Genomic DNA, 26,229 nt, shown 5'->3' on the forward strand with positions numbered 1-26,229 from the left:
ATCCCATCAATGGAACAGCTTTTGACAATCAATAGAAAAAACATTTCATGAGTTTTATTAATTCCGTACTAAAGGTTTTTGTTGGAGACAAATCGGAGAAGGATGTAAAATCTTTACAACCCTTGGTAAAAGAGATAAAATCCTTTGAGCAACAGCTAGAAGGCCTATCGCATGACGAGCTTAGACAAAAAACAGTATCCTTTAAGGCCAAAATTGCCGAAGACTGTAAAGAAATAAACGATAAAATTGCCGAACTACAGGCAGAAGTGGAAAATTCTTCCGATATAGACCGTAACGAGGAAATCTATGCCGAAATAGACAAACTGAACGAGGAAGCCTACAAAATTTCCGAAAAAACGTTGAACGAGATACTTCCCGAAGCCTTTGCCGTAGTTAAGGAAACAGCTAAACGTTTTGCTGCCAACAAAACCATAACCGTTACTGCCAGCGAGTTTGACAGAGCATTATCCGGCGATAAGGATTATGTTTCCTTGGAAGGGGACAAGGCCGTTTGGCAAAATTCATGGGATGCCGCAGGAAAAGAGGTAACCTGGGATATGGTACATTACGATGTACAGTTAATAGGAGGTATTGCGCTACATCAAGGTAAAATTGCCGAGATGCAAACCGGTGAAGGTAAAACATTGGTCGCCACTCTCCCACTCTACTTAAATGCACTTGCAGGAAAAGGAGCGCATTTGGTAACGGTGAACGATTATCTTGCCAAAAGGGACAGTACTTGGATGGCACCTATTTTTGAGTTCCATGGCCTATCCGTAGATTGTATAGACAAGCACACGCCCAATTCCGACGGACGTAGAGCGGCTTACAACGCAGATATCACTTACGGAACAAATAACGAGTTTGGGTTTGATTACCTCCGCGATAATATGGCCCACACTCCAGATGATCTGGTACAGCGACCACACCATTATGCCATTGTGGATGAGGTAGATTCGGTATTGATAGATGATGCCCGTACCCCTTTGATCATTTCAGGACCCGTTCCCGAAGGCGATCGCCACGAGTTCAACGAACTAAAACCACAAGTAGCCAATATTGTACAACAACAGCGACAGCACCTTACCGGAGTACTGGCCGAGGCCAAAAAATTGATCAAGGAAGGAAACACCAAAGAAGGAGGGTTCCTTTTGCTTCGGGTACATCGTGGACTACCAAAAAATAAGGCCCTTATTAAGTTTTTGAGTGAAGAAGGAGTAAAACAGCTGCTTCAGAAAACCGAAAACTTTTACATGCAGGACAACAATAGGGAAATGCCAAAAGTGGATGAGGACCTATTGTTTGTAATCGATGAAAAAAATAACCAGATCGAGTTGACCGATAAAGGAGTGGAATCCATTTCCACCGATCAGGACAAAGAGTTTTTTGTGATGCCAGATATTGGCAGTGAAATAGCAAAAATCGAAAACCAAGGGCTGGAAATCGAAAAAGAAGCTGAGCTCAAAGAAGAACTTTTCAAGGATTTTGCCGTAAAAAGCGAACGTATCCATACCATGACCCAGTTGTTGAAAGCCTATACCCTATTCGAAAAAGATGTGGAGTATGTGGTAATGAACAATAAGGTAATGATCGTGGACGAGCAAACGGGCCGTATTATGGACGGGCGTAGATACTCGGACGGACTCCACCAAGCCATCGAGGCCAAGGAGAACGTAAAAATCGAGGCCATGACCCAGACTTTTGCCACCATTACCCTCCAGAACTACTTTAGAATGTACAACAAGCTTTCTGGTATGACAGGTACAGCGGTGACGGAAGCAGGAGAATTTTGGGAAATCTATGAGTTGGATGTAATGGAAATTCCCACCAACAGACCCATTGCCCGAGACGATAGGCACGATTTGATCTATAAGACCAAGCGAGAAAAATATAACGCCATTATAGAAGAGGTTACAAAACTATCTCAAGCAGGACGACCTGTATTGATCGGTACCACCTCTGTAGAAATATCCGAATTACTGTCCAAATTGTTGAGTGTTCGTAAAGTGCCCCACAATGTGCTGAACGCAAAACTACATAAAAAAGAAGCCGATATCGTGGCAGAAGCCGGTAAAGGTGGCGTGGTAACGATAGCAACCAATATGGCCGGTAGGGGTACGGATATTAAATTATCTCCAGAAGTAAAAGAGGCCGGAGGTTTGGCGATCATCGGTACAGAACGCCACGATTCCAGACGTGTGGACCGACAGTTAAGAGGTCGTTCCGGTCGCCAAGGAGACCCGGGAAGTTCACAGTTCTACGTGTCTTTGGAAGACAATTTAATGCGATTGTTCGGATCGGACCGTGTGGCCAAAATGATGGACCGTATGGGCTTGGAAGATGGAGAAGTGATTCAGCACTCCATGATGACCAAATCCATTGAGCGTGCCCAGAAAAAAGTGGAGGAGAACAACTTTGGTATCCGTAAACGTTTGTTGGAGTATGATGATGTAATGAACGCCCAACGTGAGGTCATCTACAAGAGAAGAAGGCACGCATTGGAAGGTGAGCGCTTAAAAGTGGATATCGCCAATATGATCTACGATACCTGTGAAGCTATCGCCGAGACCAACAAAATGGCGGATGACTACAAAAACTTTGAGTTCGAGCTCATCAAATATTTCTCCATTACATCACCGATCAATGAAGAGGAATTCAAGAAAATGAGCTTTCAGCAAATTGCCACTAAAGTCAACGATGAGGCCTATAAGTACTACAAAGAAAAAATGGAACGTAGCGCCACGGTCGCCTTCCAGGTCATCAAAAAAGTATATGAAGATGAGGCCAACAAATTTGAACGTATTGTAGTTCCCTTTACGGACGGCATCAAATCCTTGAACGTTGTTACCAATTTGGAAAAGGCGTACAATACCGATGGAAAACAGTTGATCACGGATTTTGAGAAGAACATCACATTGGCCATCATCGATGATTCGTGGAAAACGCATTTGCGTAAAATGGACGAATTAAAACAGTCCGTACAATTGGCGGTTCACGAGCAAAAAGACCCCTTGTTGATCTATAAGTTCGAAGCATTTGAACTTTTCAAGGAAATGATGGACAAGGTGAACAAAGAAGTCATCTCGTTCCTCTTCAAAGGCGAATTGCCTTCCGAAAACACCAATCAAATCCAGGAAGCTCGAACAGTTCGCAGGCCCAAAGAAAAACTTCAAACAACAAAAGAAGAGATTCCTAACAGCGATGAACTTGCAGCACAGAACAGGGCCGCAGGACAAACACAAGGTCAAAGACCGCAAATAACCGAGACCATTGTGCGGGAAAAACCAAAAATTGGGCGAAACGAAAGGGTCACCATTAAAAACGTGATGTCCGGTGAAAGCAAAACAGTGAAATTCAAACAGGCTGAACCCCTGATAGATAAAGGAGAATGGGTGCTGGTCAACGACTAAAAAACTCGTCTAAAAAACCACAAAGTGGCAGTTAATATAGCTGCCACTTTTTTTATATAAAAAACATAATTAGATTTACAGCAATAAACACCCCATTAAGCTACCTTTTTGCAAGCATATTCAACTTTAGGCAATAGAGGGACATTCACGCACAGCATATGAGAATTCCTAATAAGGATACATACAGATTACAAGATAAGATTGATTTGATACTAAAGGTAAATTACAACTCATCCTTCTTTGCTGCCGTTTTTGGCTTGGTCTGCTATTTCTTTTTGGATATAGATGGAGTTATCACCTATACCTTTATAGGTTATGCCGCAATCAACTTAACAAATACACTTTTATACCGGCAGCATAAAAATTTGGTACTGACCTATAATTTTACATCTATCCTCTCCATGATCGGTGCCATTGTGATCACCATGTACAGTGGAGGGATTCAAAGCCCCTTTATTTTTGTTCTCGCCATTATCGTTTTTGCAGGATATGTAACCACTAAGGTATTCGGCCAGTTATATCTAATAATCAATCTGGCCGTGCTCACTTTGCTCTTTCTCTATGATACCGGTGATTTCAGAATTTCGGAAAATACCGTTCCAATGCAGTCAAGGAGCTGGTTCGCCTATTTAAGTGCCGTTTTTGCAGTATATCTTTTGGGAGGTGTCTTTGGCAAGAATTTACTCAGGGCCCACCATCGCCTGTACAAATCCAGAAACGAAATTCAAGACCGTATTGCAGAAAAGGAGACTTTGTTAAAAGAAGTGCACCACCGGGTAAAAAACAATCTTCAAACGGTTTCCAGTCTGTTGAGCCTACAGTCCAGGGCAATCGACGACGACAAGATCAGTAATATCATCAAAAGCAGTCAAAATCGTGTGGTATCCATGGCCATGGTACACGAGATGCTGTACAAGCGAGACGATTATCTTTCCAAAATAGAATTAAAACCATACGTACAAGAACTTTGTGATTATCTGGTACGTTCGGTAAAGGGAAGCGGTACCGATGTAAAGGTAGATTTAGATATTAAAAACTATAAATTAAGTATCGATACCATAATCCCCCTTGGACTTATAATCAACGAAACCATTACCAATGCCTTAAAATATGGTATTGCAGGGGTCCAGAATGGGGAAATCCACGTATCTGTGGACAAAATTGGCGATAACCGTTATAAAATGTACTTAGGGGACAATGGTATTGGATATTCCGAGGAAATCAATCCAAAAACTTCCAATTCACTCGGTTTAAAACTGATTTACAATTTGGCCCGGCAGCTTAGAGGGTCAATTACCAGGGATTACGCAAAACAGGGAACACATTACTCCATTGAGTTTGAAGAAGTAATCGAGCAGTTCAACTCGGTAGATCACTAGGGTATTTATATAAAAAGGTCGGTAAAACCGACCTCTTCATTATTTTTCGTCTCTAAAGTTTCTCTTTCTAAGATTTCCTTTGTCTAAAGGAGAATGCTATGGTCGCCAGAACAAACGCAACACCAAAAATCAAAATAAAAGGAATTATAAATGCAAACATGGTGATTAGGCCAATTTAGACTTGTTTCTTTTTGTTTTAAAAGAAAGTTCTTTTTTGATACGTGAGTTCTTAAACTTGTACAATCTTACCATTTGTCTATCCTTTCTGATGCTATTGTTGATTTCTATGTTCAACTCAACACCTTCAGTGATAACATCCACTTTAGTTTCTTTGGAAATGTTCTGGGCAGATGCCATAGTTCCGAAAAAAGCGATTGCGATGATGGTGAAAATTGTCTTCATAGTTCCGATTGTTTTACGATGTAAAATTACTTTCGCAAACAAGCTTAACTGGATTTCCATCGGTCAATGACATTTTTCCGTCGGTGAATATTTTTTTTTCAGATAAAGTGCATTTTATCCTCGACAACGGTTTTTAAGGTCAAAAACAACATACCGAACGCATGTGCATTTCATCGATGATTTCGCTTTTAGCTCCATTGCAACCTACTGAGGACCAATAAGTTATTTGTAGGAAAAAGATTATATTTTTAGAATAGTGCGTAAGAAATAACAACATTGTTTTTTAATCCTGAACTTATCTACAAACTACCCCACTGTGAAGTAAATTAAAGCGATTAACATTTTTTAACGCCCTTTTCAGTAATAGTTCCTATCTTATTACAACTAAACAAGAAACTAAAATGAACATTGTGAAAACTACATTTCTGACCCTGTTAATTTTGGCTTCCTTAAGTTGCCAATCCAAAACCAAATCCGATAATCAGGAAATTGCACAAAAAGAACAAATCACACATTCAGTAAAAACAAGTTTAAGTGCCGACCAACTTAAAAATTATGAGACGGCCTACTTTGCAAGTGGGTGCTTTTGGTGCGTTGAGGCTATTTTTGAAAGTGTAAAGGGTGTTAAAGAAGTGTATTCCGGGTATTCGGGCGGGACGGAGAAAAACCCGACCTACGAACAAGTTTCTTATGGTAGAACCTCCCATGCCGAGGCCGTGGAAGTATATTACGACCCAAAAACAATATCGTTTACCCAACTGGTACAGGTGTTTTTTGGTTCACACGACCCAACCACCCTAAACCGACAGGGACCCGACCGTGGCGCACAATACCGTTCCATTGCTTTTTATAAAAACGAAAAGGAGAAGAAAATCATCAAAGATTACATTGGTGCATTGGAGGCCGAAAATGTTTATGGCGAACGCACCATTGTGACCGAAGTAAAGGTTTTTGATAAATTCTACAGAGCGGAAGAATACCATCAAGATTATGAGAGGCGTAATCCGAACAACAGTTACATCCGTAATGTTTCGGTTCCCAGATTGAACCGTTTCAAGGAAAACTTTCAGTCTTATTTAAAGGAAGATGCTCATTAAGCGATGGGTGGGATAGTTGGCAGGCCAATGTAGAAGAAAATAAATATGATGAAGACTGCCTAGTTGGTAAAGGTGATTCTATTTAATGGTAATACAACAAAAATCAATCCTTGAGAACCACCTCACTGAATTTAGAGTTAATTTTGATGGTCTTGCCATCTTGCTTATGGATATTATAGCCCGTATGTAAATTTCCACCGTACTTTTTTGTAGAACTCAATTTTAACGTTTCTGGGTATTTGAACCCAGACGTGTTCTCGTTCACAGTAATAACATAAGCAGTTTGGGGCAGTTTACAATCCAGTTCACCATTTTCCATAGAGATATCCACTGAATTAAAACTATCGGCTATTCCATCTATTTGCAATAAGCCAAAGGTGTTGGTGACCATGGCCTTACTGGCCAATCTACCGATCACCACATTGGACGAAACGGATTTGAGCTTTAGTTCGTTCACCTCTTTAAGGTTAACCTTTTCCGAATAGTCGGTACTTAAGCTACCGTAGTTCCAGTTTTTAACCGTTACCGGGGAATATGATACCCGTATGTCGGTGTTTGCCCCATCAATTGTGGAGGCCAGCAAGCTTGCGTAAGACAAGCTTGCATTGATGTTTTTGGCATTCTCCGCCAATTTTACCTCCCCGTGGCGTACATTCATGTTCAGTTTAATGTACTTGGGCATTTTAATGATTATTCGTTTTTTGACTTTGTACTCTTTATGTTTTCCATCGGAAGAGAAGTAGAACACATTTGGGCTTCCATGTATGGTTCGGGCTTCCTCTCTGAGTTGTTTTCTCAGCTCCGCCTGTTCTGCCCGTAACTCTTCCCGCTGCGCACGCATTTCCTCGCGTTGTTCGCGCAATCTTTCGTGCATCTCTTCTCGCACTTTTTCGCGTTCTTCCCTCATCTTCTCCCGCTCTTCACGTAGTTCCTCTCTTTGGGCATTGCGTTCCTCCGCCATTTTTTCCATCTCTTTGCCCCATTCCTCAAAACGCTCTTTATATTCCTTATCGAATGTTTTATCGAACTCCTTTTTCCATTCCTTCATATACTTATCCCCGTCTTTCTTAAAAGCATCGTAATCAAATTCGATGGGCGGCAGCGGAGGCATGGGCGGCATAGAGGGTATCATTGCAATTTCTGGGATAATAATTTCCGGGATTTCCACATGCTCAATGATCTCAGCTACCGAGGGAATATCGGGAATATCTATATTTACTGTCCTAAAATCAAATGCATAGGGGCTAGCTCCTTGGGTACTGATCTCAATTTCCTGGCTGTTCCCCATAATTTTTACCCGATCTTTATCAAAATATGACTGTGCTTCGTCATCTGCCACACCTTCCAATTCGATTACGGCGGTAATTTCAACCTGATCTTTGTTCCAAGTCTCAAATTCAATATCGGCGTAACTGGTACTAATATTGATTTCGGTATCCTTGTTTACATTAAAGGTTTCCTTGTAGGTTTTGGAATTTTCTTGCGCATGGCAGGAGAACCCGACCATGGCAAGAAGCAATCCACTAAACAATATTTGATGATTCCTGTTCATTTTTTGATGATTTTAATTGATTCAACTTTGATTTTAATTTTTGCAGCAACTGCAGCCTTAGTTGTAAATTATTGATCAAGGCGCTTATAGTTTGATCATTGGGTCCCAATTGGTTCAGCTCCGCGTTCAGTCTTTGGTATTCCGTGTTGAGTTCCGCCAAACGATCCATATAACTCTCCACCAACTCTTTATTTCCTGGGTCATCGGCCAAATCGGCCAATTGCAAATTAATATTGGTTGTGTAATAGGTCTCGATTTTTTTAAGATCCGGCGATAAATCCCCCAGTGAGATACCTTGCCTTTCTTTGCCAGCATTCTCTCGATCCACAACCGTTACCTTTTCTACAGGATCAATCGGTGTATCATTAAAATAAAATAAAGCCAATCCCAAGATTATTACAACAGATGCCGCAATCTGCATCCAAAGGGAGATAACCTTTTTCTTGGGTGGAATCTGGGGCAGTTCCTCTTCCAGCTTCGCAAAAAATCGGTCTTCATGCCCTTGCTTCATTTGGAAGTGTCTCCGCTCCCTCTCTTTTTCGAACATTTTTCTAAGATCACGTGCCATAAGCCATATCTTTTAATTTTTCCTTTAATTGTGCCTTTCCCCTGAGCAATCGGGTTCTGGATGCCGTTTCGGTAATTGCCAATATTTTCGATATCTCCGAATGGTCGTACCCTTCTACCAAAAACAACTGGACAACATATTTATATTTGGATGGCAGTTCCTCGATGGCCTGATTTACCTGTTCCATGGAAATACCTTCTTCTACAGACCAATCATCTTCCTCTGCCACTTGCAGATAACTTTCGTTCAGCTCCACCGTTCTCTGGTGCTTCGATTTTAAATAATCGATACTCCCGTTCACCACAATTCGCTTTAACCAGGCCCCAAAAGTGACATCTCCCTTAAATTGACCAATTCGTTGAAAAGCTTTAATGAACGAATCCTGCAGCACATCTTCAGCATCGTCCGTGTTCTTAAGAAAGCGCATGGCCACGCAGAACATGCCATCGCAATACTGACGGTACAGTTGCATCTGTGCATTGCGGTCGTTGGCCTTGCACTTTTCAACGAGCTCAATATGGAGCGTACTCGGTTCTATGTTTGGTTTTTTAGTTGTTACTATAATAAGGACGATGCAAAAATTGCAACGTTGCAAATTAGGGTGTTTTTGATTTAATTTTAACAAAAAAGCCCCGTCGATTATCATCAACAGGGCTCATAATTAAAAAGTTACTTAATTTATTCGTCCATCAATAAATTTAAGTGAACGGTAATATTATCTCTTGTGGCCTTGCTGTACGGGCACATTTCGTGAGCTTCATTAATAATGGTCTCCCCCATTTCCTTATCCACAGTGGGCAAATAGGTGTCCAAAGTAACCTCAAGAAAAAAACCTTCTTCCTCTTTGTTCAATGCTACGATAGCAGTTACACTAAAATCGCCCAAATCCTCCACTTTATGCATTTTTGCAACGGCCTCTACAGCTCCGGCATAACATGTGGAGTAAGCCGCGGCAAACAGTTCTTCGGGATTTGTGGATTTAGGATCAGGTTTACCATTGGAATTGGGCATACTGATATCAAAATCCAAAACGCGGTCCTCACTCGTTACATGTCCTGCTCTTCCCCCTGTATTGGTGGCCTTGGCCTCAAAAATAGTCTTCATCTTTTAAAATGTTTATAGGTTCGTAAAAAACCGGCACCGGTTCGGTGCTCGATCATTTTACGAATAAGGTACCAAATTGTAGGCGTAAGTCCGATTAATTGGATATTAAATTTTTGTGAAATGGGTAAACCAAAAAGTAATCGCTATTCCTTTTGTGAGTTCACTTAAACCCGCAAAATCTTTATAAATTCGTACAAACATTAGAAACGTACTCTTGGCAGACGATAATAAGACACCCGTGGACACTATTTCCAGAATTAAGGCGCTCAGAAAACAAGAACTTTCTGCCGATGTCTTGGCCCAAGGTATTTTTAATGGAAACAAGGCCATGCTTGCCAAGGCCATAACGCTGTTGGAAAGCACAAGACCAGCGCATTTTGAAAAAGCCAATACCGTAATTGAAAAATGCTTGGCCCGACCTACGAACAGCATTCGTTTAGGAATCACAGGGGTTCCTGGAGTGGGCAAAAGCTCCTTTATCGAAACTTTGGGAACAACCTTGACCGAACAGGGCAACAAAGTAGCCGTTCTCGCCGTAGACCCTACGAGCTCATTGAGCAAAGGAAGTATTTTGGGGGACAAAACCCGAATGGAAACTTTGGCCAAAGATTCGAATGCTTTTATCCGCCCTTCACCATCCGGAACATCCCTGGGCGGTGTTGCTCAAAAGACCCGAGAAAGTATTATTCTTTGTGAAGCCGCTGGCTACAATGTTATTTTGGTAGAAACCGTTGGTGTTGGACAAAGCGAAATTGCCGTTCACAGTATGGTCGATTTTTTCCTTTTATTGAAATTATCTGGTGCTGGCGACGAGCTACAGGGTATAAAACGGGGCATTATGGAAATGGCCGATGCCATTGCCATCAACAAAGCGGATGGCAGCAATTTGGAACATGCCAAGCTGGCCGTGACAGAGTTTTCCAGAGCCTTACATCTTTACCCTCCAAAAGCCAATGGGTGGACACCCAAAGTAATGAAGTGTTCCGCAATGGAGAAAACAGGAATTGAAGAAATCTGGGAAATGGTGCAGCGATTTGTAGAGCACAATAGGAAAAATGGCTTTTTTGAAAAGAATCGACAACTCCAAAACAAAAACTGGTTCCTTCAGACCGTGGACGAATACATTAAACAATTTTTCCATCAAAAAGAAACCTTTAAAAAAGAACAGGCCAAGTTCTTGATAGAAATCGAAGAGAACAAAATATCACCGTTCTACGCTGCAAAACTCCTATTGGACAAGATTACCGAGGAACTTTAAATAAAAGCAATAAATTTGCACAGATTTTATACTGAATGAACACCGTCACCAATTCCCTTTTATCCATAGTGGTTCCTTTGTACAACGAGGAGGACAATGTGGTTCTTTTGACCGAAAAAATCAACGAAAGCCTTGATGGGTATAACTATCAAATCATTTATGTAGATGATTTTTCTACGGATAAAACCCGTCAGAAGGTCAAGGAAATGGATGATAAAAAGGTTCATTTGATCGAGTTGAAAAAGAACTATGGCCAAAGTTTGGCCCTTGCCGCCGGAATTGATTATGCCGAGGGCGAATACATCATTACCATGGATGGTGATCTGCAAAACGATCCATCCGACATTCCACAAATGTTATCGTTTGCCATAACCGAAGAATATGATGTGGTAACGGGAATCCGTCAGAAAAGAAAAGATTCGTTGGTTAAAAAAATACCTTCCAAGATTGCCAATTTTTTGGTACGGAGGGTGACTAAATTGGATATTAAAGATAACGGCTGTGCGCTCAAGGTTTTCACCAAGGATATTGCAAAAAGTTTAAATTTATACGGTGAAATGCACCGTTTTATCACGCTTTTAGCCCATTTGGAAGGTGCACAGATAAAACAGGTGCCTGTAAAGCATCATGCAAGGCACGCTGGGGTTTCCAAATATGGTTTGGAGCGTGTTTTTAAAGTTGTGGCCGATATGATGCTGCTACTTTTCATTAGAAAATACTTCCAACGCCCCATTCACCTTTTCGGAATCTTCGGGGTTTTGTTAGTCATCCTCGGGATTTTTATCAATATTTATCTATTGATCGTTAAACTAGGATTTGATCAAGATATTGGAACCAGACCCTTACTTATTTTTGGGATGATGTTCATTGTTGGGGGAATTCAACTGTTTACCATTGGCATTGTAATGGAGCTCTTGATCCGTACCTACTACGAATCGCAACAGAAAAGACCATATCGCATCAAAAAAATAAGTATAGGTGACGGAAAAGCTGCGTAAAAAGCTAATTACTGCCCTAAAAATTATTGTTAGTGCGGTACTGATTTACTTTATTTTCACCAAAATAGAGTTGAAGGATGTAGTCCAGACCTTAAAAAAAAGCGAGCCTCTTTATTTATTCTTGGCCTTGTTGTTTTTTGTGCTTTCAAAAATAATTTCAGCCTTTAGAACCAACTTGTATTTCCATCAGATGGGTGCAAAAGTGTCTCAATTAAGCAACCTAAAGCTGTATCTGTTGGGCATGTTCTACAACCTATTCTTGCCAGGAGGTATTGGTGGCGATGCTTACAAAGGCTACGTCATTCAAAAAGTGTATCAACCTGGCACCAAAAAAGTAGTGTCCAGTTTATTGCTGGACCGCTTAAGCGGGATGCTGTTACTTTTTATTTATGCCTGCGTGCTTGCTTTGCTTTCCAAAAATGAGTTTTTCCAAAGTTTTTTCTGGTTGATTGTAGCTGTCATTCCGTTGAGTGTTGTGGCATTTTGGTTTGTAAACAAGATATTTTTTACCTCTACCCTGCCCGTATTTTGGAAATCCGTTAGCTTTTCCGCTCTGGTTCAATTGGCACAGTTGGTCTGCGTTCTTTTTGTTTTGAAATCTTTGTCCGTTGATACGGACTTCATTGAATACCTATTTGTGTTCTTAGTATCTTCCATCGTTTCCGTAATTCCATTAACGATCGGGGGAATTGGAAGTAGAGAGATTACTTTTTTATATGGCGCAAAATGGCTGGGACTGGATGAGAGCACTTCCATTGGCATCAGTTTCACCTTCTTTTTGATTACGGCACTCACCTCCCTTTTTGGTGTAATCTACCACTTTAAAAAGCCACAGCTGGAATCTGTGGACTAATTTAGATGCACCAAGTGCATTTTATTCAACTTTTCTTTGCGCGTATCGGGATTCAAAAACTTGATCTGTAATCTGGTAATACGAAATTGGTCCACAGTTATTTCATTATCCCAAGCAATTCCGTTTTTTTTCAATAGTTCCAGTTCTTTATCGGTAGCATATACCCAAATATCCTTCATGTTCTTCAAATATGAAGTGGAAACAATATTGACAGGATTTTGATTATAAAAATCCAATGCCCAGGTATGTCTTTCGTTAATTTTATAAATGTCATCCACGGGAATATTCCTCTCCTTTACCTGCTGTGCCATATTAGAACCTCCTTGGTATTCGAGTAATTTTGGATAAAAATGGGCATTCATAAAACCATTCAATAAAACTGAGCTAAAAATGGCAACGGTAACAATCTTGGCGTAGACAACTTCCCTTTTTTGAACAAAATAAACCACCATACCTAGTGCCAGCAACAAGAATGCATAGCCATACCAATGTTCCAATTGGAAAACAGTAAAACTTATCAATAAGGTAAAGACAACTACCAATCCCAATATAAAATATTGGATTCCGAGTATCACCTTTGCCATCTTCAATTTTTCCTGCTGATGTAAAACAGACAGGAAACCCGCAGATAAAATTGCATATAAAGGCATCAACACATTCATGTAATGCGGCAATTTAAATTGCGCAAAGCTGATGAGCAGGAACAAAATTGAAATTCCACCCACGGTCAAAAATTCCAAATTGGGTTTGTAGGAGAACTTGGCTTCCCAAAAGGCTTTCACCTTTATCCAATAACCAACCAAAGCAAGGATCGTCCAAGGCAAGAACACCCACAAAAAGGTGTGGAAAAAAAAGAAAAAGTCGCTACTGTTCTTCCCAACGCCCTCGCCACTCATCCGCTCAAAACTTTGTTCCCAAAAAATAAAGAAGATACCGCTGCGGTTATCCTTACCACGAATTACTTTCTCGGGGTGCAAATCAAATTGATGATAGTAGGCGTATAACATCGGGGTTATCGTCATACCAAAAACAAGAAGGGCCACCAATAGCTTCCAATGGAGCAATCGTTCCCACTTTCGGGTATAGGCCAAATGGCAGAGTATAGAAATTCCAATGACCACGAGGGCAATCTGTCCTTTAGTGGAAAAAGCCATACCCGCTCCCAAAGCACCTAAAGCAATACTTTTTAGTGTTCCTTTTTCGATATATGTGGCCAATTGCCAAATGGAGAATATTGTAAATCCAGTTAAAACGGCATCGGTTCGGACATCAATGTTGGCCAAAACTATGGTTTGAGCCGTCATAAAAATCAATGAGGCAAAACGACCCACATCTTTATTGTAGAGCAATTTTCCCAGACCGTAGCAACTATAGGCGCCCAACAAAGTGGATAAAATACCGGGAATGCGATACGCCCAATCGTGAATTCCAAATATCTTAAAGGAAATTGCGGCCAACCAGTAGTGCATATGAGGCTTGTCCAGATACTCCTCGGGGCCTTTAAAAAGGCTTAGAAAGTCGTTTTCCTGCACCATTCGCATGGCCATAACCGCAAACTGGGCCGAATCGTTCTCGAACAAGGTTGCGAACATTCCAATAATGTACACCAACACGATCAGCGCAATATAAAACCAGTATCTGGCGGTCGAGATCATACCCCTGTTTTTTGGAAAGCAAATATAGCCATCTTGGCCCATAACCAACCAAAAAGCGAACCTACCAAAGCTCCAGTCAGCACATCCAACGGATAGTGCACACCAATATAAATGCGGCTATAGGCCACAATGCAGGCCCAAAGAAGTAATACCCAAGCAATGTATTTCACTTTGTTCCTGAACATCACCGTAAAGAAAATGGCCGGTCCGAACGAGTTGGCGGCATGGGCAGAAAAATACCCGAATTGACCTCCACAATAGCTTTTCACCAAGCGCATTACACTACTTACCTCGGGTTCGTGGCATGGTCGCAAACGACCAATACCGTATTTAAAAAAGTTGGACAATTGGTCGGTACAGGTAATCAACAAAGTGATGGAAACCAAAATTATCCCGGTTCCTTTCCACCCAAACGTTCGATAGGATAAATAAAGTAATAGAATATAGAGCGGGGCCGAGTTTCTGGTCTTGGTCATAAACATCCAAAAACCATCCCAAGTCTCCGTTCCCAATCCGTTCAGGAACAAAAACAAGTCCTTATCGTATTGCAGCAGTTGTTCGAGCATTACGAGTCGTATCTGGAAACTTCCCTATCGTAAAATGCCGTTGCCGCCTCGACCAGATTTTCAGTTTCATCCATTAGATCGGCCTCATCTTCTTTAGAAAATTCCTCCATCCATTCCACTTCATCATTTTCTAGGTTGATAATAAATCTCGGGTACTCGGTATGAACAATAAAGATGGCCTCGGGATGATCGGTATTATCGGCCAATAAAAATTTAGGTAGTTCCATGTGTTCTTATTTTGATTCCAATCTTGGAATTCGTCTTATTGTGTAATCAATTTCTTGGTCAAAAAGTTAAATCGAAGATACAACATTACCGCCGATGCCGTAAGTCCCGATAAAAGTCCAATCCAAATTCCTGTGCTTTCCAAATCGGTGTGCAATCCCAAATAATAACTGATAGGAAAACCTATCAACCAATACGCAATAAAAGTGATGAGCGTGGGTATCTTCACATCTTGCAAACCGCGCAAGGCTCCCAATACTACTACTTGAAGTCCATCCGAAATCTGAAAAAAAGCAGCAACCAACAGTAATTTGGCAGCAACAATGATCACTTCGGTATTGTCGGCTTGGTTGGCAATATCGCCAACATCCAAATAAATGGTAGGGAACCAATGCCTACCCACCAAGAAAATAGCTGCAAAGACCACTTCCAAAATCAAGGTCAAGAAAAAAATGGATTCTGCGATACGCTTCAAATCTTTATGGTTGCGCAATCCTTTTTGGTTACCGACCCTTACCATTGCGGCAACACTCAGCCCCATTCCCACCATAAACGTCATACTACTCAAGTTCAGGGCAATTTGATTTGCGGCTTGGGCATTCTTACCAAGTACACCGCTCAACCATATGGCAGCGGTAAAAATGGCGACTTCAAAAAACATCTGTAAAGCTGATGGAAACCCTAAACTGATGATTTTACGCATCACTTTTTTCTCGATCTTCTTAAAATTGAATTGGGTCACATAGGATTCAAATTTCTTTTTACGCTTGAGCAAATACCAAATATAGGCAACCATAATCACACGAGATACCAAGGTGCCAACGGCAGCACCGACAATTCCCAATTTTGGAAATCCGAAGGAACCGAAAATAAGCAAATAGTTGAGGGTTATGTTCACCGCATTTGCCAATATTGTGGCATACATGGGATATTTGGTCTGGGAAAGTCCTTCTGAAAATTGTTTGAAAGCTTGAAAAATAATCAACGGCACCAACGAAAAGGCCACTAAATCCAAGTAGGGCAAAGCGAGTTCCACCACTTCCGGAGGCTGTTCCATATGATGGATCAGAGGTTTGCAAACCTGTATAAGTCCAAATAGCGATAGTCCTAGTACCGTACAAAGTACCAAACCGTGTTTTAAGGCACTTTTGCCTGCTGCTTGGTCCTTTGCACCATCGGCTTCTGCCACCAATGGCGTAATTGCAGTTGAAAACCCGATTCCAAGTGACATGGCGATAAATACAAAACTGTTCCCCAAAGAAACCGCTGCCAACTCTGCGGTACCCAATTGCCCAACCATAATATTGTCGGCAAAAGCCACAAAGGTATGCCCCAACATCCCCAAAATAACAGGATAGGACAACCTCAGGTTGTAGGCAAACTCTTTAGTATAGTTTTGAAACACTTTGGATAATTAAAAAGGATGGCAAATATAGCCAGATCGGCCATAATTTTTGTCCATCTTTGACTTAGATTATGGATAATTTTCAAAGCTGTTTGGCCTCTTCCCAAAACACATCCATTTCGGCCAAGGTCATATCGCTCATGGTCTTCCCCAACGCTTTGGCTTTTTGTTCCAAATATTGAAAGCGTTTGATGAATTTTTTATTGGTCCGCTCCAACGCATTTTCTGGATTAATTTTCAAGAAACGGGCATAGTTCACCATGGAAAATAGCACATCGCCAAACTCGGACTCCATTTTATCCGCATTATGGGCCTCCACTTCTTCTTGAAGTTCCCCCAGTTCTTCTTTCAACTTTTCAAAAACCTGTTCCGGATGTTCCCAATCAAACCCCACTCCTGCTACCTTATCTTGGATTCGGTTGGCCTTGACTAAGGATGGTAGACCATTGGGCACTCCCTCTAGCACACTCTTTTTGCCTTCTTTTAGTTTGATATTTTCCCAATTTTGCTTTACCTCCTCCTCATTTTCAACCTTCACATCGCCATAAATATGGGGGTGCCTATTGATAAGTTTCTCACAAATTCCGTTGGCAACATCGGCGATATCAAAATCTTGGGTCTCCGAACCTATTTTGGCATAAAAAACAATGTGCAACAAAATATCGCCCAGCTCCTTTTTCACTTCTTCCAGGTCATTGTCCAAAATGGCATCGCCCAACTCATAGGTTTCTTCGATCGTTAAATGACGAAGTGTTTCCATAGTCTGCTTTTTATCCCATGGACATTGTTCGCGCAGTTCGTCCATAATGGTCAATAAGCGATCTAAAGCTGCCAATTGTTCCGATCTTGTGTTCATGGTATTGGATTTTAACCAAAAGTACAAAGACCTCATATTAGGGCATGAGGTAATTTTATCTTATTTTTAATAGTCGATTCAACGGCATAACTAACACTCACCTCTCCTATGAAAACCAAATACTGTTTTACTTCGATTTTTCTACTTCTTTTTTTATTGTTCAATCCTGATATTATGGCACAAGACCCAACTATTGACCAAAAAGTGGATTCTCTTTTAAAATTAATGACCCTTGAGGAAAAAGTAGGGCAAATGAACCAATACAATGGATTTTGGGACGTAACCGGTCCTGTGCCGGAAGAAGGAAATGCTTCCATGAAGTATGAACACCTTAAAAAAGGTTGGGTAGGTTCCATGCTCAATGTTACCGGAACCAAAGAAGTCAGAAAATTGCAACAATTGGTCGTGGAAGAATCCCGGTTGGGCATCCCCCTGATTTTTGGGTTCGATGTAATCCATGGCTATAAAACTTTGGCGCCGATTCCTCTGGCCGAAGCTGCCAGCTGGGACATGGAAGCTATAGAAAACTCTGCAAAAATTGCTGCCGACGAAGCCTCGGCAGTGGGCATCAACTGGACATTCGCCCCTATGGTGGACATTTCACGCGATGCCCGTTGGGGAAGGGTCATGGAAGGCGGTGGTGAGGACACTTACTTGGGTTCGCACATCGCCAAGGCACGCGTAAAAGGCTTTCAGGGATCCGATCTATCCAAAGAGCACACAATAATTGCCTGTGCCAAACACTTCGCAGGTTATGGATTCGCCGAGGCGGGCAGGGATTATAGTACCGCCGACATCGGAACTTCGACCCTGTACAACTCGGTTTTGCCCCCGTTTAATGCCGCGGTGGATGCCAATGTACGTACGGTTATGAACGGGTTTAACGTATTGAACGGGGTTCCAGTTACCGCAAGTGCTTTTCTTCAGCGGGATATTTTAAAGGAAAAATGGGGCTTTGATGGTTTTGTGATTTCCGATTGGGCCTCCATTGGCGAACTTGTGCCCCATGGTTATGCCAAAGACTTGAAACATGCCGCAGAACTTGGTGCCAATGCAGGTTCCGATATGGATATGGAAGCCTCTGCTTACATCACCCATTTGGTAAGCCTCGTAAAGGAAGGCAAAGTATCCGAGGACAAAATAAATGATGCTATTCGGCGTATCCTGACCGTCAAATTTGAGCTTGGTCTTTTTGATGACCCCTATCGCTATTGCAATGAAGAACGGGAAAAGGAAAGACTCTACCACCAAGACCACCAATCGGGTGTACTGGAAATGGCCAAAAAATCCATTGTACTCTTGAAAAATGAAGGAAATCTGTTGCCCATCAGTAAAAATCAGCCCAAAATAGCCGTAATAGGGGAGTTGGCGGATGACAATAACAGCCCACTGGGCAGTTGGCGATTGGGATCCGACGACAACACGGCTGTTTCGGTTTTGGAGGGGCTAAAAAAATATTCCGATAATATTACCTATGCAAAAGGTCCAAAAGTTTTTAATCCAGATGCCGATTTTTTAAACGAGGTCCAAGTAAATGAAACCGATACTACTGGAATGGATCAGGCCGTGGAACTTGCAAAACAGTCCGATGTTGTGCTCATGGTCTTGGGCGAGCACGGTTTTCAAAGTGGCGAAGGTAGAAGCAGAACAAAATTGGACCTACCTGGACTTCAACTGGAACTCTTAAAAGAAGTTTACAAAGTAAACAAGAACATCGTATTGATCCTGATGAACGGTAGGCCACTTGTGATAACATGGGAAGCTGAGTACATTCCCGCCATATTGGAAACATGGCAGTTGGGATCACAAACGGGAAATGCAATAGCTGAAGTGGTTTTTGGGGAATACAATCCAAGCGGAAAACTTCCTATGACATTTCCGCGCAGTGTCGGCCAGGTCCCTATTTACTACAACCATTTAAGTACCGGGCGACCTTCCCCCCAGCCCAATGTATTTTGGTCCCATTACAGCGATGAAAAAAATGAGCCCTTGTTCCCATTTGGATATGGCCTGAGCTATACTACATTTGATTATTCAGATCTAAAAATAGACACCTCCGACCAAGCAATCATTAGCGTATCCGTTACAGTTACCAATACTGGAAAAACCCAAGGCGAGGAAGTGGTACAACTATATATCCACGATAAGGTTGCCAGCATCGCCAGACCTGCCAAGGAATTGAAAGGATTTCAAAAAATCAGTTTGGCCCCAAATAGCTCCAAAAAAGTTATATTTACCCTCACCGACCAAGAATTGGGATTTTACAACCATAATTATGAGTTTGTAGTGGAACCTGGTGAGTTTAATGTTATGGTCGGTACCAACTCGCAAGAAGGGCTCCAAGGCAGCTTTGTTAAAAAATAAACCGGCATGACCAGATATCTCATCCTATTGCTTTTTACACTATCCACCTCCTTACAGGCTCAGTTGCCTTTTGACAAAGAGGTAAAGCAGATACAGGAAATAAATGATTCCATTTGGGACAGTTCCACGAAAACCATTGTTTTTACGGGAAGTTCCAGTATTCGATTATGGAAAGATTTACAAGAACGTTTTCCAGATCACCAGGTCTTAAACACTGGTTTTGGGGGTTCTCAATTTTCGGATTTACAGCATTATCTTGATGAATTGATATTGAACTACAATCCTGTAAAAGTTTTTATCTATGAGGGGGACAATGATGTTTTCGCCAAGAAAAGACCTAGGAAAATCATACAAATAGCCCAAGACATCATCGATACATTGCAACATAGAGAACCGGATATGGAGATTGTATTGATTTCGGCCAAACCTAGTATTTCAAGGTGGAAATTTAGAGGGAGGTACCGACGCTTGAACCGTAAACTGCACAAACTGGCATCCGAAACCAAAGGAATTGATTATGTTGATGTTTGGTATCCCATGTTGGACAAAAGAAAGGTAAGACAGGACATTTTCATTGAAGACGGGCTTCACATGAACTCCAAGGGCTACGACATCTGGTACGATGTCATCAAAAATTATATGGACTAAAACCAAACAAAAGTGATTTACAGATCAATCCTACTCTTCGTTGCATTTATCTATTTGGCGTCTTGCCAGGAGAAAAAAGAGGAAATCAGTTTTCCCAAAACCGACCTTGCCAAAGCTCCGTTGGTCCCAAAACCCATTAAAACCATTTCCACGGGAAGTGCTTTTGGTCTAGATGCTGGAACAGCTATTTTTACATCCAACTCCGATGCGGGATTCGAAAAGGTGGGAAAGTTTCTTTCCGAGCAGATAAAGTCCAAAACCGGTTTACAAATTGGCGTAAATTCAGCTACCGAAGGAACATTGGAGCGCATGATCTACATCAACCAATCGGATAGTGTGGATTTAAAGGGACCAGAGGCTTATCAGATCTACATTAAAAAAGATTCTATTTTATTGAACGCCAAAACTGCGGCCGGAGCGTTCAGGGGCGTACAAACATTGCGTCAGTTAATCCCTGAAAAAAGTAATGATACATTAACGGATCACCCAATTTGGGTAATTCCATCGGGAAAGATCATCGACGCTCCCAGATTCGAATATCGTGGTTCCATGTTGGATGTGGCCCGGCACTTTTTTACCGTAGAAGAAGTCAAAAAATATATCGACGCCCTTGCATACTACAAATTCAACACCCTGCACCTGCACCTAACGGATGACCAAGGTTGGCGCATTGAAATCAAATCTTGGCCCAAGCTAACCAAAATCGGTGGCGCCAGCGAGGTCGGCGGTGGAGAAGGTGGTTTTTACACTCAAGAACAGTTTAAGGATATTGTAGCCTATGCTGCGGAAAGACATATTACCATTATTCCGGAAATTGATATGCCCGGACACACCAACGCCGCATCCCTAAGCTACCCCTTTTTACATGCCCCAGATGCCGAAACTCCACGCGTTAGAACGGACATGAGAGTGGGTTACAGTTCTTTTGATGCCAAAAAAGATACCGTATATAGCTTTTTGGATGATGTAATCGGTGAAATTACCGCCATGACTCCCGGTCCATATTTTCACATTGGGGGAGATGAGAGCCATGCCACCAAAAAAAGTGACTATATCCGCTTTGTGGAAAAAGTGCAAAAAATTGTTCGGAAACACAACAAAAGAATGGTCGGTTGGAACGAAATAGTACAAGCAGAACTTGATTCCAGTTCAGTGATTCATTTTTGGAACAAACCTGAATATGCCCTAAAAGCCATTGAAAATGGCTCAAAGGTTATTATGTCGCCAGCAAAAAAAGCCTATTTGGATATGAAGTATGATTCCATATCTGAATATGGACTGAATTGGGCAGGCCTCATTCCGGTTGATATTGCCTACAAATGGGACCCTGGGACTTATGTAGAAAATCTTCCTGAAGAGAATATTCTTGGCGTCGAAGCCCCCCTATGGTCCGAAACCATAAACAATAGTGAAGAGTTGGAATATTTGGCCTTTCCGAGACTTATTGGATATGCGGAATTGGGATGGTCTCCAAGCGAACATCTTGATTGGGATGACTACAAAGAGCGTTTGGCCGCACAGGTTTCCTATCTGGAAGCCATGCAGATCAATTATTACCCAACTAAATTGGTGAACTGGAAAAAGGAATAATCGTTATTCTTCGTCTTGTGAAGCAGAAACAGTAGGTTCATCTGAATCCTTTTCTTCTTTGACAAAATCGGTGATATTATTGTCGAGAAGGATGTTGTACCACTGTATGATCTTTTTGATGTCACTGGCGTAGACACGATCTTCATCATAATTGGGCAGTACCTCGAAGAAATACTCTTCCAACTCGATTTTGTCAGCCTTATGGCTGATCGATGTTTTGTTGCCTCCTTCTTTCTCTTTGATTTTTTGGAACACTTCCCTCAACGGAAGCTCTTCCTCGAGGGTGTAAATGGCTATTTCGGACAACACGCTGACATTGCTTCTTAATCCAACGGTTACACGTTTGCCATCCAATAGGGATTCGCCAACAAAGCCACCACGGGTTTGGGTCAATAATTTGTAAAGTCCTGGTTTACCTCCAATAGATAAAATCTTGTCTAATGCCATTCAAATAGTAATTTATGGGCGCAAAAATATGTTTTTATCGCAAATAGTGATTTTTTTAACGTGCTTTTTTGATATTGGGAAACCGCATTCGGTAGTCAACGTTTATTTTCCCTTTGGATATTTTGTCCAATCTGTTTTTTAAAAGTCGCTTTTTTAGGGTCGATAGTTTGTCCGTAAACAGAATGCCTTCGATATGGTCGTATTCGTGCTGAATAACTCTGGCCAAAAGCCCATCAAACGTTTCCGTACGTGATTTAAAATCTTCGTCCAAATAGGTTATGGTCACTTCTGGTTTTCGCTTTACATCTTCCCGAACGTCGGGAATGCTCAGGCAACCTTCGTTAAAGTCCCATTCCTTGCCGTTCTCTTCCTCGATCTTGGCATTGATAAAGACTTTTTTGAAACCATTTAATTTCTCCTGTTCTTCTTTGCTCAAATCCTCATCATCGGAAAAAGGGGTGGTATCTACCATAAAAATTCGAATTGGAAGTCCCACTTGTGGAGCTGCCAATCCAACACCATGTGCATTGTACATGGTCTCCCACATGTTGGCGATCAATTCTTCCAACTTTGGATAATCGGATGCAATATCCTTCGCTTTTTTTCGTAAAACGGGGTCTCCGTAGGCTACTATAGGTAAAATCATAAATTAAAATCTGTTTAAATAGGCCTGCAAAATCAATGTGGCGCTTATTTCATCGACCAAGGCCTTATCTCTTCTTTTCTTCTTTTTCATACCACTGTCCAACATGGACTGGAATGCCATTTTAGAAGTAAACCTTTCATCTTGGCGTTCAACGGGCATAGCTGGAAACTTGGCCGACAACTGCTTTAGGAAGTCTTGGATGAGAACTTCGGACTCGGAGGCCGTATTGTCCATTTGTTTGGGCAATCCCACCACAAAACGTTCCACCGATTCCTTTTTTATATAGTCTTCCAAAAACGTTAACAGGTCCTTGGTGTCAACGGTGGTCAATCCAGAGGCAATCAACTGAAGCTCATCCGTGACCGCAATTCCCGTACGTACTTTTCCAAAATCCAATGCCAAAACTCTTGCCAAAACAACTTTTTGGCAAAAATAACCTTAAATATGTTATAGCCTTAAAAATGGAGGCCATAATTATATGATGGCACTTATCTTTGTCAAAATTTTAAGAAAAATGACAGGACTTAGAGCATTGATCGAGCAAGCATGGGACAATAGATCATTATTGGAAGACGAAAAGACCCAGATGGCCATTAGAGAAGTAATCGACCTTATTGATCTTGGCGAGCTGCGATGCGCAGAACCCACGGAAAATGGTTGGCAAATAAATGAATGGGTAAAAAAAGCGGTAGTGCTATACTTCCCTATTCAAAAAATGGAGGTCCTCGAAGCTGGTATTTTTGAATATCACGACAAGATTCCCTTGAAAAGAGGATACAAAGAAAAAGGTGTTCGTGTGGTACCCCATGCCGTGGCAAGGCACGGAGCTTATATTTCCAAAGGAACCATTTTAATGCCAAGTTATGTAAACATTGGTGCCTATGTGGACGAGGGGACCATGGTGGATACTTGGGCCACGGTGGGCAGTTGTGCTCAAATCGGTAAAAACGTCCATTTAAGTGGTGGTGTAGGTATCGGTGGGGTTTTGGAACCATTGCAAGCTGCTCCAGTAATTATTGAGGACAATGCATTTATCGGCTCCAGATGTATTGTTGTGGAAGGGGTCCGTGTTGAAAAGGAGGCTGTTTTGGGAGCAAATGTGGTTTTAACGGCTTCTACGAAAATTATTGATGTAACAGGGAGTGAGCCTGTTGAACTGAAAGGTCGTGTTCCCGCAAGATCGGTTGTGATACCGGGCAGCTACACCAAAAATTTTCCTGCCGGCGATTACCAAGTGCCATGCGCCTTGATCATTGGCAAACGAAAGGAGAGCACCGACAAGAAAACATCGTTGAACAATGCCTTGCGCGAGCACAATGTTGCAGTTTAGATCAAGGCGTTCCGATCTTCTGATTTTTTAAAAAACGGAATCAAAATATACAGTTTGGGTTGTTTTTTTTTAAAATTAAAGCAACCCAAACACTATTCCAGCCTCTACTAAATACATGTCAAAAACTATTTTTAACAAAAACCGGGTAGGGAAACGTCGTTGTTGATTGTTGTAAGAAAAATAAACGGCAAAACAATTTTTACGCCTTTTTTTTGTTATAGATTTGTAAACACCAAAACACTACACCAATAAATATGGCTGGATTACGCACCCCAAAGCAAAAATTATCAGCACTCATAATCACCTATAACGAAATTGGATACATTGAGAAATGTATCGATTCCGTTTCTTTTGCTGATGAAATCGTGGTTGTAGACTCTTACAGTACGGACGGCACATACGAGTATCTGTTAAGCCATCCGAAGGTAAGGGTAATTCAAAATCCATTTAAAAATTTTACTGCACAGAAATCCTTTGCGCTAAAGCAATCCTCTAATGATTGGGTCTTGTTTTTAGATGCCGATGAAGTTGTGACCAAAAGTCTGCAAACAGAAATTATTGAAACCATCAATAAGGAAAACGCAGATGAAGCCTATTGGTTCTACCGCCAGTTTATGTTCCAAAACGAGCGATTGAACTTTAGCGGTTGGCAAACAGACAAAAATTATAGATTGTTCCGCAAAAGCAAAGCACATTTCACCGATAAAAAAATAGTTCACGAAACCTTGGTTGTCGATGGAACATCTGGAATTCTACAAGAAAAGCTTATCCATTATTGCTACAAGGACTATCAGGACTACAAGGGTAAAATGTTGAAATATGGCCAACTAAAAGCAAAAGAGGATTTTTATAGGGAAAAACACTTCAACTACCTTTTAATGACTATAAAGCCAGCGTGGAAATTCTTTAACCACTACATTTTGCGCCTAGGAATTCTTGATGGCAAAAAAGGATGGACTATTTGCTATTTAAACGCTCTTGGTGTTTTGGAGAGGTTCCGAGAATTAAAAAGGTTGGAAAAAAAGAATCAATTGGCCTATTATTTGGTAATGCCGTAATGCGTCCACACCAATTTGTTGGACCTGGTCTCCTTACGTATGGCTTGGTTCTTTGCAATGGATTCGGGCGTTTTATAGCCTCGTTTATGATCTAAATGCACACAAACGGCACTATATCGCAATTGCTTAGATTTTATTCCAAAATTGAACAAACGTTCACCCAGTTCGCGATCCTGCCCGCCGTATTGCATCCGCTCATCAAAACCGTTCACGTTCAAAATATCCTTCTTCCAACCCGAAGAGTTATGTCCGTTCCAGCTAGCGTTCGTCGGAGTTATGGTATTGAGCAATTTAGAGACAAGGCCACTCGCCGTTAGTTTATTGTTTTTAAAAGTTTTTGGAATCCCCTTTTCTTTGAGCCAATGGATGTTAAAGCAGTTTTGTTTTTCAATATCCTCCAGTGTAATCAACTTGGATATGTTCATGGGCAACATGTAGTACCCTCCCGAAATAAAATACCCGGGTTCTTTGTTAATGTAATGCACCTCCACAAAGTCTTCTCTTGGAATACAATCACCATCCGTCATTATAATATACTCCGCATTGCAAGCTTCGATTGCCTTGTTAAGGATCCTTGACTTCTGGAAACCATCGTCCTCCTGCCAAACATGGATAATATTGTAAAAAACATTTTCGGACATCTCATCCAATAATTCTTTGGTCTTTGGACCAGATCCATCATCGGCAATAACCACTTCAAAATCCTTGAAGATTTGGCAATTGAAGCCCCAAAGTACTTTTTTTAACCACTCTTCGGCATTGTACGTACTTATGATTACTGATATTTTCGGAGATTCTTTTTCCTGTGGGTTCATCTT

25 protein-coding genes are annotated in these 26,229 nt (G+C 41.4%); 11 read left to right on the top strand and 14 right to left on the bottom strand.

What is annotated here, in order from left to right; all coding sequences use genetic code 11:
* Positions 1 to 47 precede the first annotated feature (47 nt).
* The gene (gene secA / locus ABTP35_RS01730; protein WP_252079199.1) at positions 48 to 3,410 is read left to right on the top strand and encodes a preprotein translocase subunit SecA; all 3,363 of its coding nucleotides are present in this window, start codon (positions 48 to 50) and stop codon (positions 3,408 to 3,410) included.
* A gap of 158 nt (positions 3,411 to 3,568) precedes the next feature.
* Positions 3,569 to 4,789: a sensor histidine kinase gene (locus tag ABTP35_RS01735; protein ID WP_252079198.1), complete on the top strand. Its 1,221-nt coding sequence runs from the start codon at positions 3,569 to 3,571 to the stop codon at positions 4,787 to 4,789.
* 165 nt (positions 4,790 to 4,954) lie between these two features.
* On the opposite strand, the gene ABTP35_RS01740 is transcribed toward ABTP35_RS01735, so the two are convergent.
* A complete protein-coding gene (locus tag ABTP35_RS01740) occupies positions 4,955 to 5,191 on the bottom strand; it encodes a hypothetical protein (RefSeq protein ID WP_224835152.1) in 237 nt (78 codons plus the stop codon).
* A gap of 401 nt (positions 5,192 to 5,592) precedes the next feature.
* Here ABTP35_RS01740 and msrA point away from each other — a divergent pair, with 401 nt between their 5' ends.
* Positions 5,593 to 6,288 (top strand): peptide-methionine (S)-S-oxide reductase MsrA, encoded by a 696-nt coding sequence (gene msrA / locus ABTP35_RS01745; RefSeq protein ID WP_293294340.1) that lies wholly within the window; start codon positions 5,593 to 5,595, stop codon positions 6,286 to 6,288.
* Between the two features lie 103 nt (positions 6,289 to 6,391).
* Here msrA and ABTP35_RS01750 read toward each other — a convergent pair whose 3' ends face one another.
* The 4 genes from ABTP35_RS01750 to ABTP35_RS01765 all read right to left on the bottom strand — a co-directional run bounded on the left by ABTP35_RS01750 (position 6,392) and on the right by ABTP35_RS01765 (position 9,512).
* Positions 6,392 to 7,840, bottom strand: a complete 1,449-nt coding sequence (locus tag ABTP35_RS01750) for a hypothetical protein (protein ID WP_293294338.1) — start codon at positions 7,838 to 7,840, stop codon at positions 6,392 to 6,394.
* On the bottom strand, positions 7,812 to 8,408 hold the full coding sequence (locus ABTP35_RS01755; protein WP_375334404.1) for a hypothetical protein: 597 nt from the start codon (positions 8,406 to 8,408) through the stop codon (positions 7,812 to 7,814). The genes ABTP35_RS01750 and ABTP35_RS01755 overlap by 29 nt, the downstream gene beginning before the upstream one ends.
* Positions 8,398 to 8,880, bottom strand: coding sequence for an RNA polymerase sigma factor (locus tag ABTP35_RS01760; protein ID WP_224835649.1), 483 nt, complete (start codon positions 8,878 to 8,880; stop codon positions 8,398 to 8,400). The genes ABTP35_RS01755 and ABTP35_RS01760 overlap by 11 nt, the downstream gene beginning before the upstream one ends.
* Positions 8,881 to 9,086: 206 nt before the next feature.
* Positions 9,087 to 9,512 (bottom strand): Ohr family peroxiredoxin, encoded by a 426-nt coding sequence (locus ABTP35_RS01765; protein WP_293294334.1) that lies wholly within the window; start codon positions 9,510 to 9,512, stop codon positions 9,087 to 9,089.
* Between the two features lie 214 nt (positions 9,513 to 9,726).
* Between ABTP35_RS01765 and meaB the strand changes: the two genes are divergently transcribed.
* The 3 genes from meaB to ABTP35_RS01780 are packed head-to-tail and all read left to right on the top strand — an operon-like array spanning position 9,727 to position 12,621.
* Positions 9,727 to 10,770 (top strand): methylmalonyl Co-A mutase-associated GTPase MeaB, encoded by a 1,044-nt coding sequence (gene meaB / locus ABTP35_RS01770; protein WP_293294332.1) that lies wholly within the window; start codon positions 9,727 to 9,729, stop codon positions 10,768 to 10,770.
* Between the two features lie 35 nt (positions 10,771 to 10,805).
* Complete coding sequence (locus ABTP35_RS01775) at positions 10,806 to 11,768, top strand: glycosyltransferase family 2 protein (RefSeq protein WP_224835158.1); 963 nt, start codon at positions 10,806 to 10,808, stop codon at positions 11,766 to 11,768.
* Positions 11,749 to 12,621 (top strand): lysylphosphatidylglycerol synthase transmembrane domain-containing protein, encoded by an 873-nt coding sequence (locus tag ABTP35_RS01780; RefSeq protein WP_293294330.1) that lies wholly within the window; start codon positions 11,749 to 11,751, stop codon positions 12,619 to 12,621. The genes ABTP35_RS01775 and ABTP35_RS01780 overlap by 20 nt, the downstream gene beginning before the upstream one ends.
* On the opposite strand, the gene ABTP35_RS01785 is transcribed toward ABTP35_RS01780, so the two are convergent.
* The 5 genes from ABTP35_RS01785 to mazG all read right to left on the bottom strand — a co-directional run bounded on the left by ABTP35_RS01785 (position 12,618) and on the right by mazG (position 17,328).
* Positions 12,618 to 14,276 (bottom strand): glycosyltransferase family 39 protein, encoded by a 1,659-nt coding sequence (locus ABTP35_RS01785; RefSeq protein ID WP_293294328.1) that lies wholly within the window; start codon positions 14,274 to 14,276, stop codon positions 12,618 to 12,620. The two genes, ABTP35_RS01780 and ABTP35_RS01785, sit on opposite strands and share 4 nt — an antisense overlap.
* The gene (locus tag ABTP35_RS01790) at positions 14,273 to 14,842 is read right to left on the bottom strand and encodes a phosphatase PAP2 family protein (protein WP_293294326.1); all 570 of its coding nucleotides are present in this window, start codon (positions 14,840 to 14,842) and stop codon (positions 14,273 to 14,275) included. The genes ABTP35_RS01785 and ABTP35_RS01790 overlap by 4 nt, the downstream gene beginning before the upstream one ends.
* Positions 14,842 to 15,069: a hypothetical protein gene (locus tag ABTP35_RS01795; RefSeq protein ID WP_224835162.1), complete on the bottom strand. Its 228-nt coding sequence runs from the start codon at positions 15,067 to 15,069 to the stop codon at positions 14,842 to 14,844. Before ABTP35_RS01795 ends, ABTP35_RS01790 begins: the two co-directional genes overlap by 1 nt.
* 35 nt (positions 15,070 to 15,104) lie before the next feature.
* Positions 15,105 to 16,472: an MATE family efflux transporter gene (locus ABTP35_RS01800; RefSeq protein WP_293294323.1), complete on the bottom strand. Its 1,368-nt coding sequence runs from the start codon at positions 16,470 to 16,472 to the stop codon at positions 15,105 to 15,107.
* An 82-nt stretch (positions 16,473 to 16,554) separates the two neighbouring features.
* Positions 16,555 to 17,328 carry a nucleoside triphosphate pyrophosphohydrolase gene (gene mazG, locus ABTP35_RS01805; RefSeq protein WP_293294321.1) on the bottom strand — a complete coding sequence of 258 codons (774 nt, stop codon included), beginning with the start codon at positions 17,326 to 17,328 and terminating at the stop codon, positions 16,555 to 16,557.
* 174 nt (positions 17,329 to 17,502) lie between these two features.
* Here mazG and bglX point away from each other — a divergent pair, with 174 nt between their 5' ends.
* Genes bglX through ABTP35_RS01820 form a run of 3 tightly spaced genes read left to right on the top strand, consistent with a single transcriptional unit; the run spans position 17,503 to position 21,930 of the window.
* Positions 17,503 to 19,692, top strand: coding sequence for a beta-glucosidase BglX (bglX, locus tag ABTP35_RS01810; protein ID WP_375334405.1), 2,190 nt, complete (start codon positions 17,503 to 17,505; stop codon positions 19,690 to 19,692).
* Positions 19,693 to 19,698: 6 nt separating this feature from the next.
* Positions 19,699 to 20,340 (top strand): GDSL-type esterase/lipase family protein, encoded by a 642-nt coding sequence (locus ABTP35_RS01815; RefSeq protein WP_293294317.1) that lies wholly within the window; start codon positions 19,699 to 19,701, stop codon positions 20,338 to 20,340.
* A 12-nt stretch (positions 20,341 to 20,352) separates the two neighbouring features.
* Positions 20,353 to 21,930: a beta-N-acetylhexosaminidase gene (locus tag ABTP35_RS01820; RefSeq protein WP_375334406.1), complete on the top strand. Its 1,578-nt coding sequence runs from the start codon at positions 20,353 to 20,355 to the stop codon at positions 21,928 to 21,930.
* A 3-nt stretch (positions 21,931 to 21,933) separates the two neighbouring features.
* On the opposite strand, the gene ABTP35_RS01825 is transcribed toward ABTP35_RS01820, so the two are convergent.
* The 3 genes from ABTP35_RS01825 to ruvX are packed head-to-tail and all read right to left on the bottom strand — an operon-like array spanning position 21,934 to position 23,437.
* A complete protein-coding gene (locus tag ABTP35_RS01825) occupies positions 21,934 to 22,377 on the bottom strand; it encodes a DUF5606 domain-containing protein (RefSeq protein WP_293294313.1) in 444 nt (147 codons plus the stop codon).
* Between the two features lie 55 nt (positions 22,378 to 22,432).
* The gene (def, locus tag ABTP35_RS01830) at positions 22,433 to 23,023 is read right to left on the bottom strand and encodes a peptide deformylase (RefSeq protein WP_224835169.1); all 591 of its coding nucleotides are present in this window, start codon (positions 23,021 to 23,023) and stop codon (positions 22,433 to 22,435) included.
* A 3-nt stretch (positions 23,024 to 23,026) separates the two neighbouring features.
* Complete coding sequence (ruvX, locus tag ABTP35_RS01835) at positions 23,027 to 23,437, bottom strand: Holliday junction resolvase RuvX (protein WP_293294311.1); 411 nt, start codon at positions 23,435 to 23,437, stop codon at positions 23,027 to 23,029.
* A gap of 100 nt (positions 23,438 to 23,537) precedes the next feature.
* On the opposite strand from ruvX, the gene ABTP35_RS01840 reads away from it, so the two are divergent.
* Positions 23,538 to 24,353, top strand: a complete 816-nt coding sequence (locus ABTP35_RS01840) for a 2,3,4,5-tetrahydropyridine-2,6-dicarboxylate N-succinyltransferase (protein ID WP_252079184.1) — start codon at positions 23,538 to 23,540, stop codon at positions 24,351 to 24,353.
* A gap of 254 nt (positions 24,354 to 24,607) precedes the next feature.
* Entirely contained in the window at positions 24,608 to 25,411 is an 804-nt protein-coding gene (locus ABTP35_RS01845) for a glycosyltransferase family 2 protein (RefSeq protein WP_293294308.1), read from the top strand.
* On the opposite strand, the gene ABTP35_RS01850 is transcribed toward ABTP35_RS01845, so the two are convergent.
* The gene (locus tag ABTP35_RS01850) at positions 25,393 to 26,226 is read right to left on the bottom strand and encodes a glycosyltransferase family 2 protein (protein WP_293294306.1); all 834 of its coding nucleotides are present in this window, start codon (positions 26,224 to 26,226) and stop codon (positions 25,393 to 25,395) included. The genes ABTP35_RS01845 and ABTP35_RS01850 overlap by 19 nt on opposite strands.
* Positions 26,227 to 26,229 lie beyond the last annotated feature (3 nt).

This window comes from Flagellimonas alginilytica, assembly GCF_042134605.1.
Taxonomy (GTDB): domain Bacteria; phylum Bacteroidota; class Bacteroidia; order Flavobacteriales; family Flavobacteriaceae; genus Flagellimonas; species Flagellimonas alginolytica.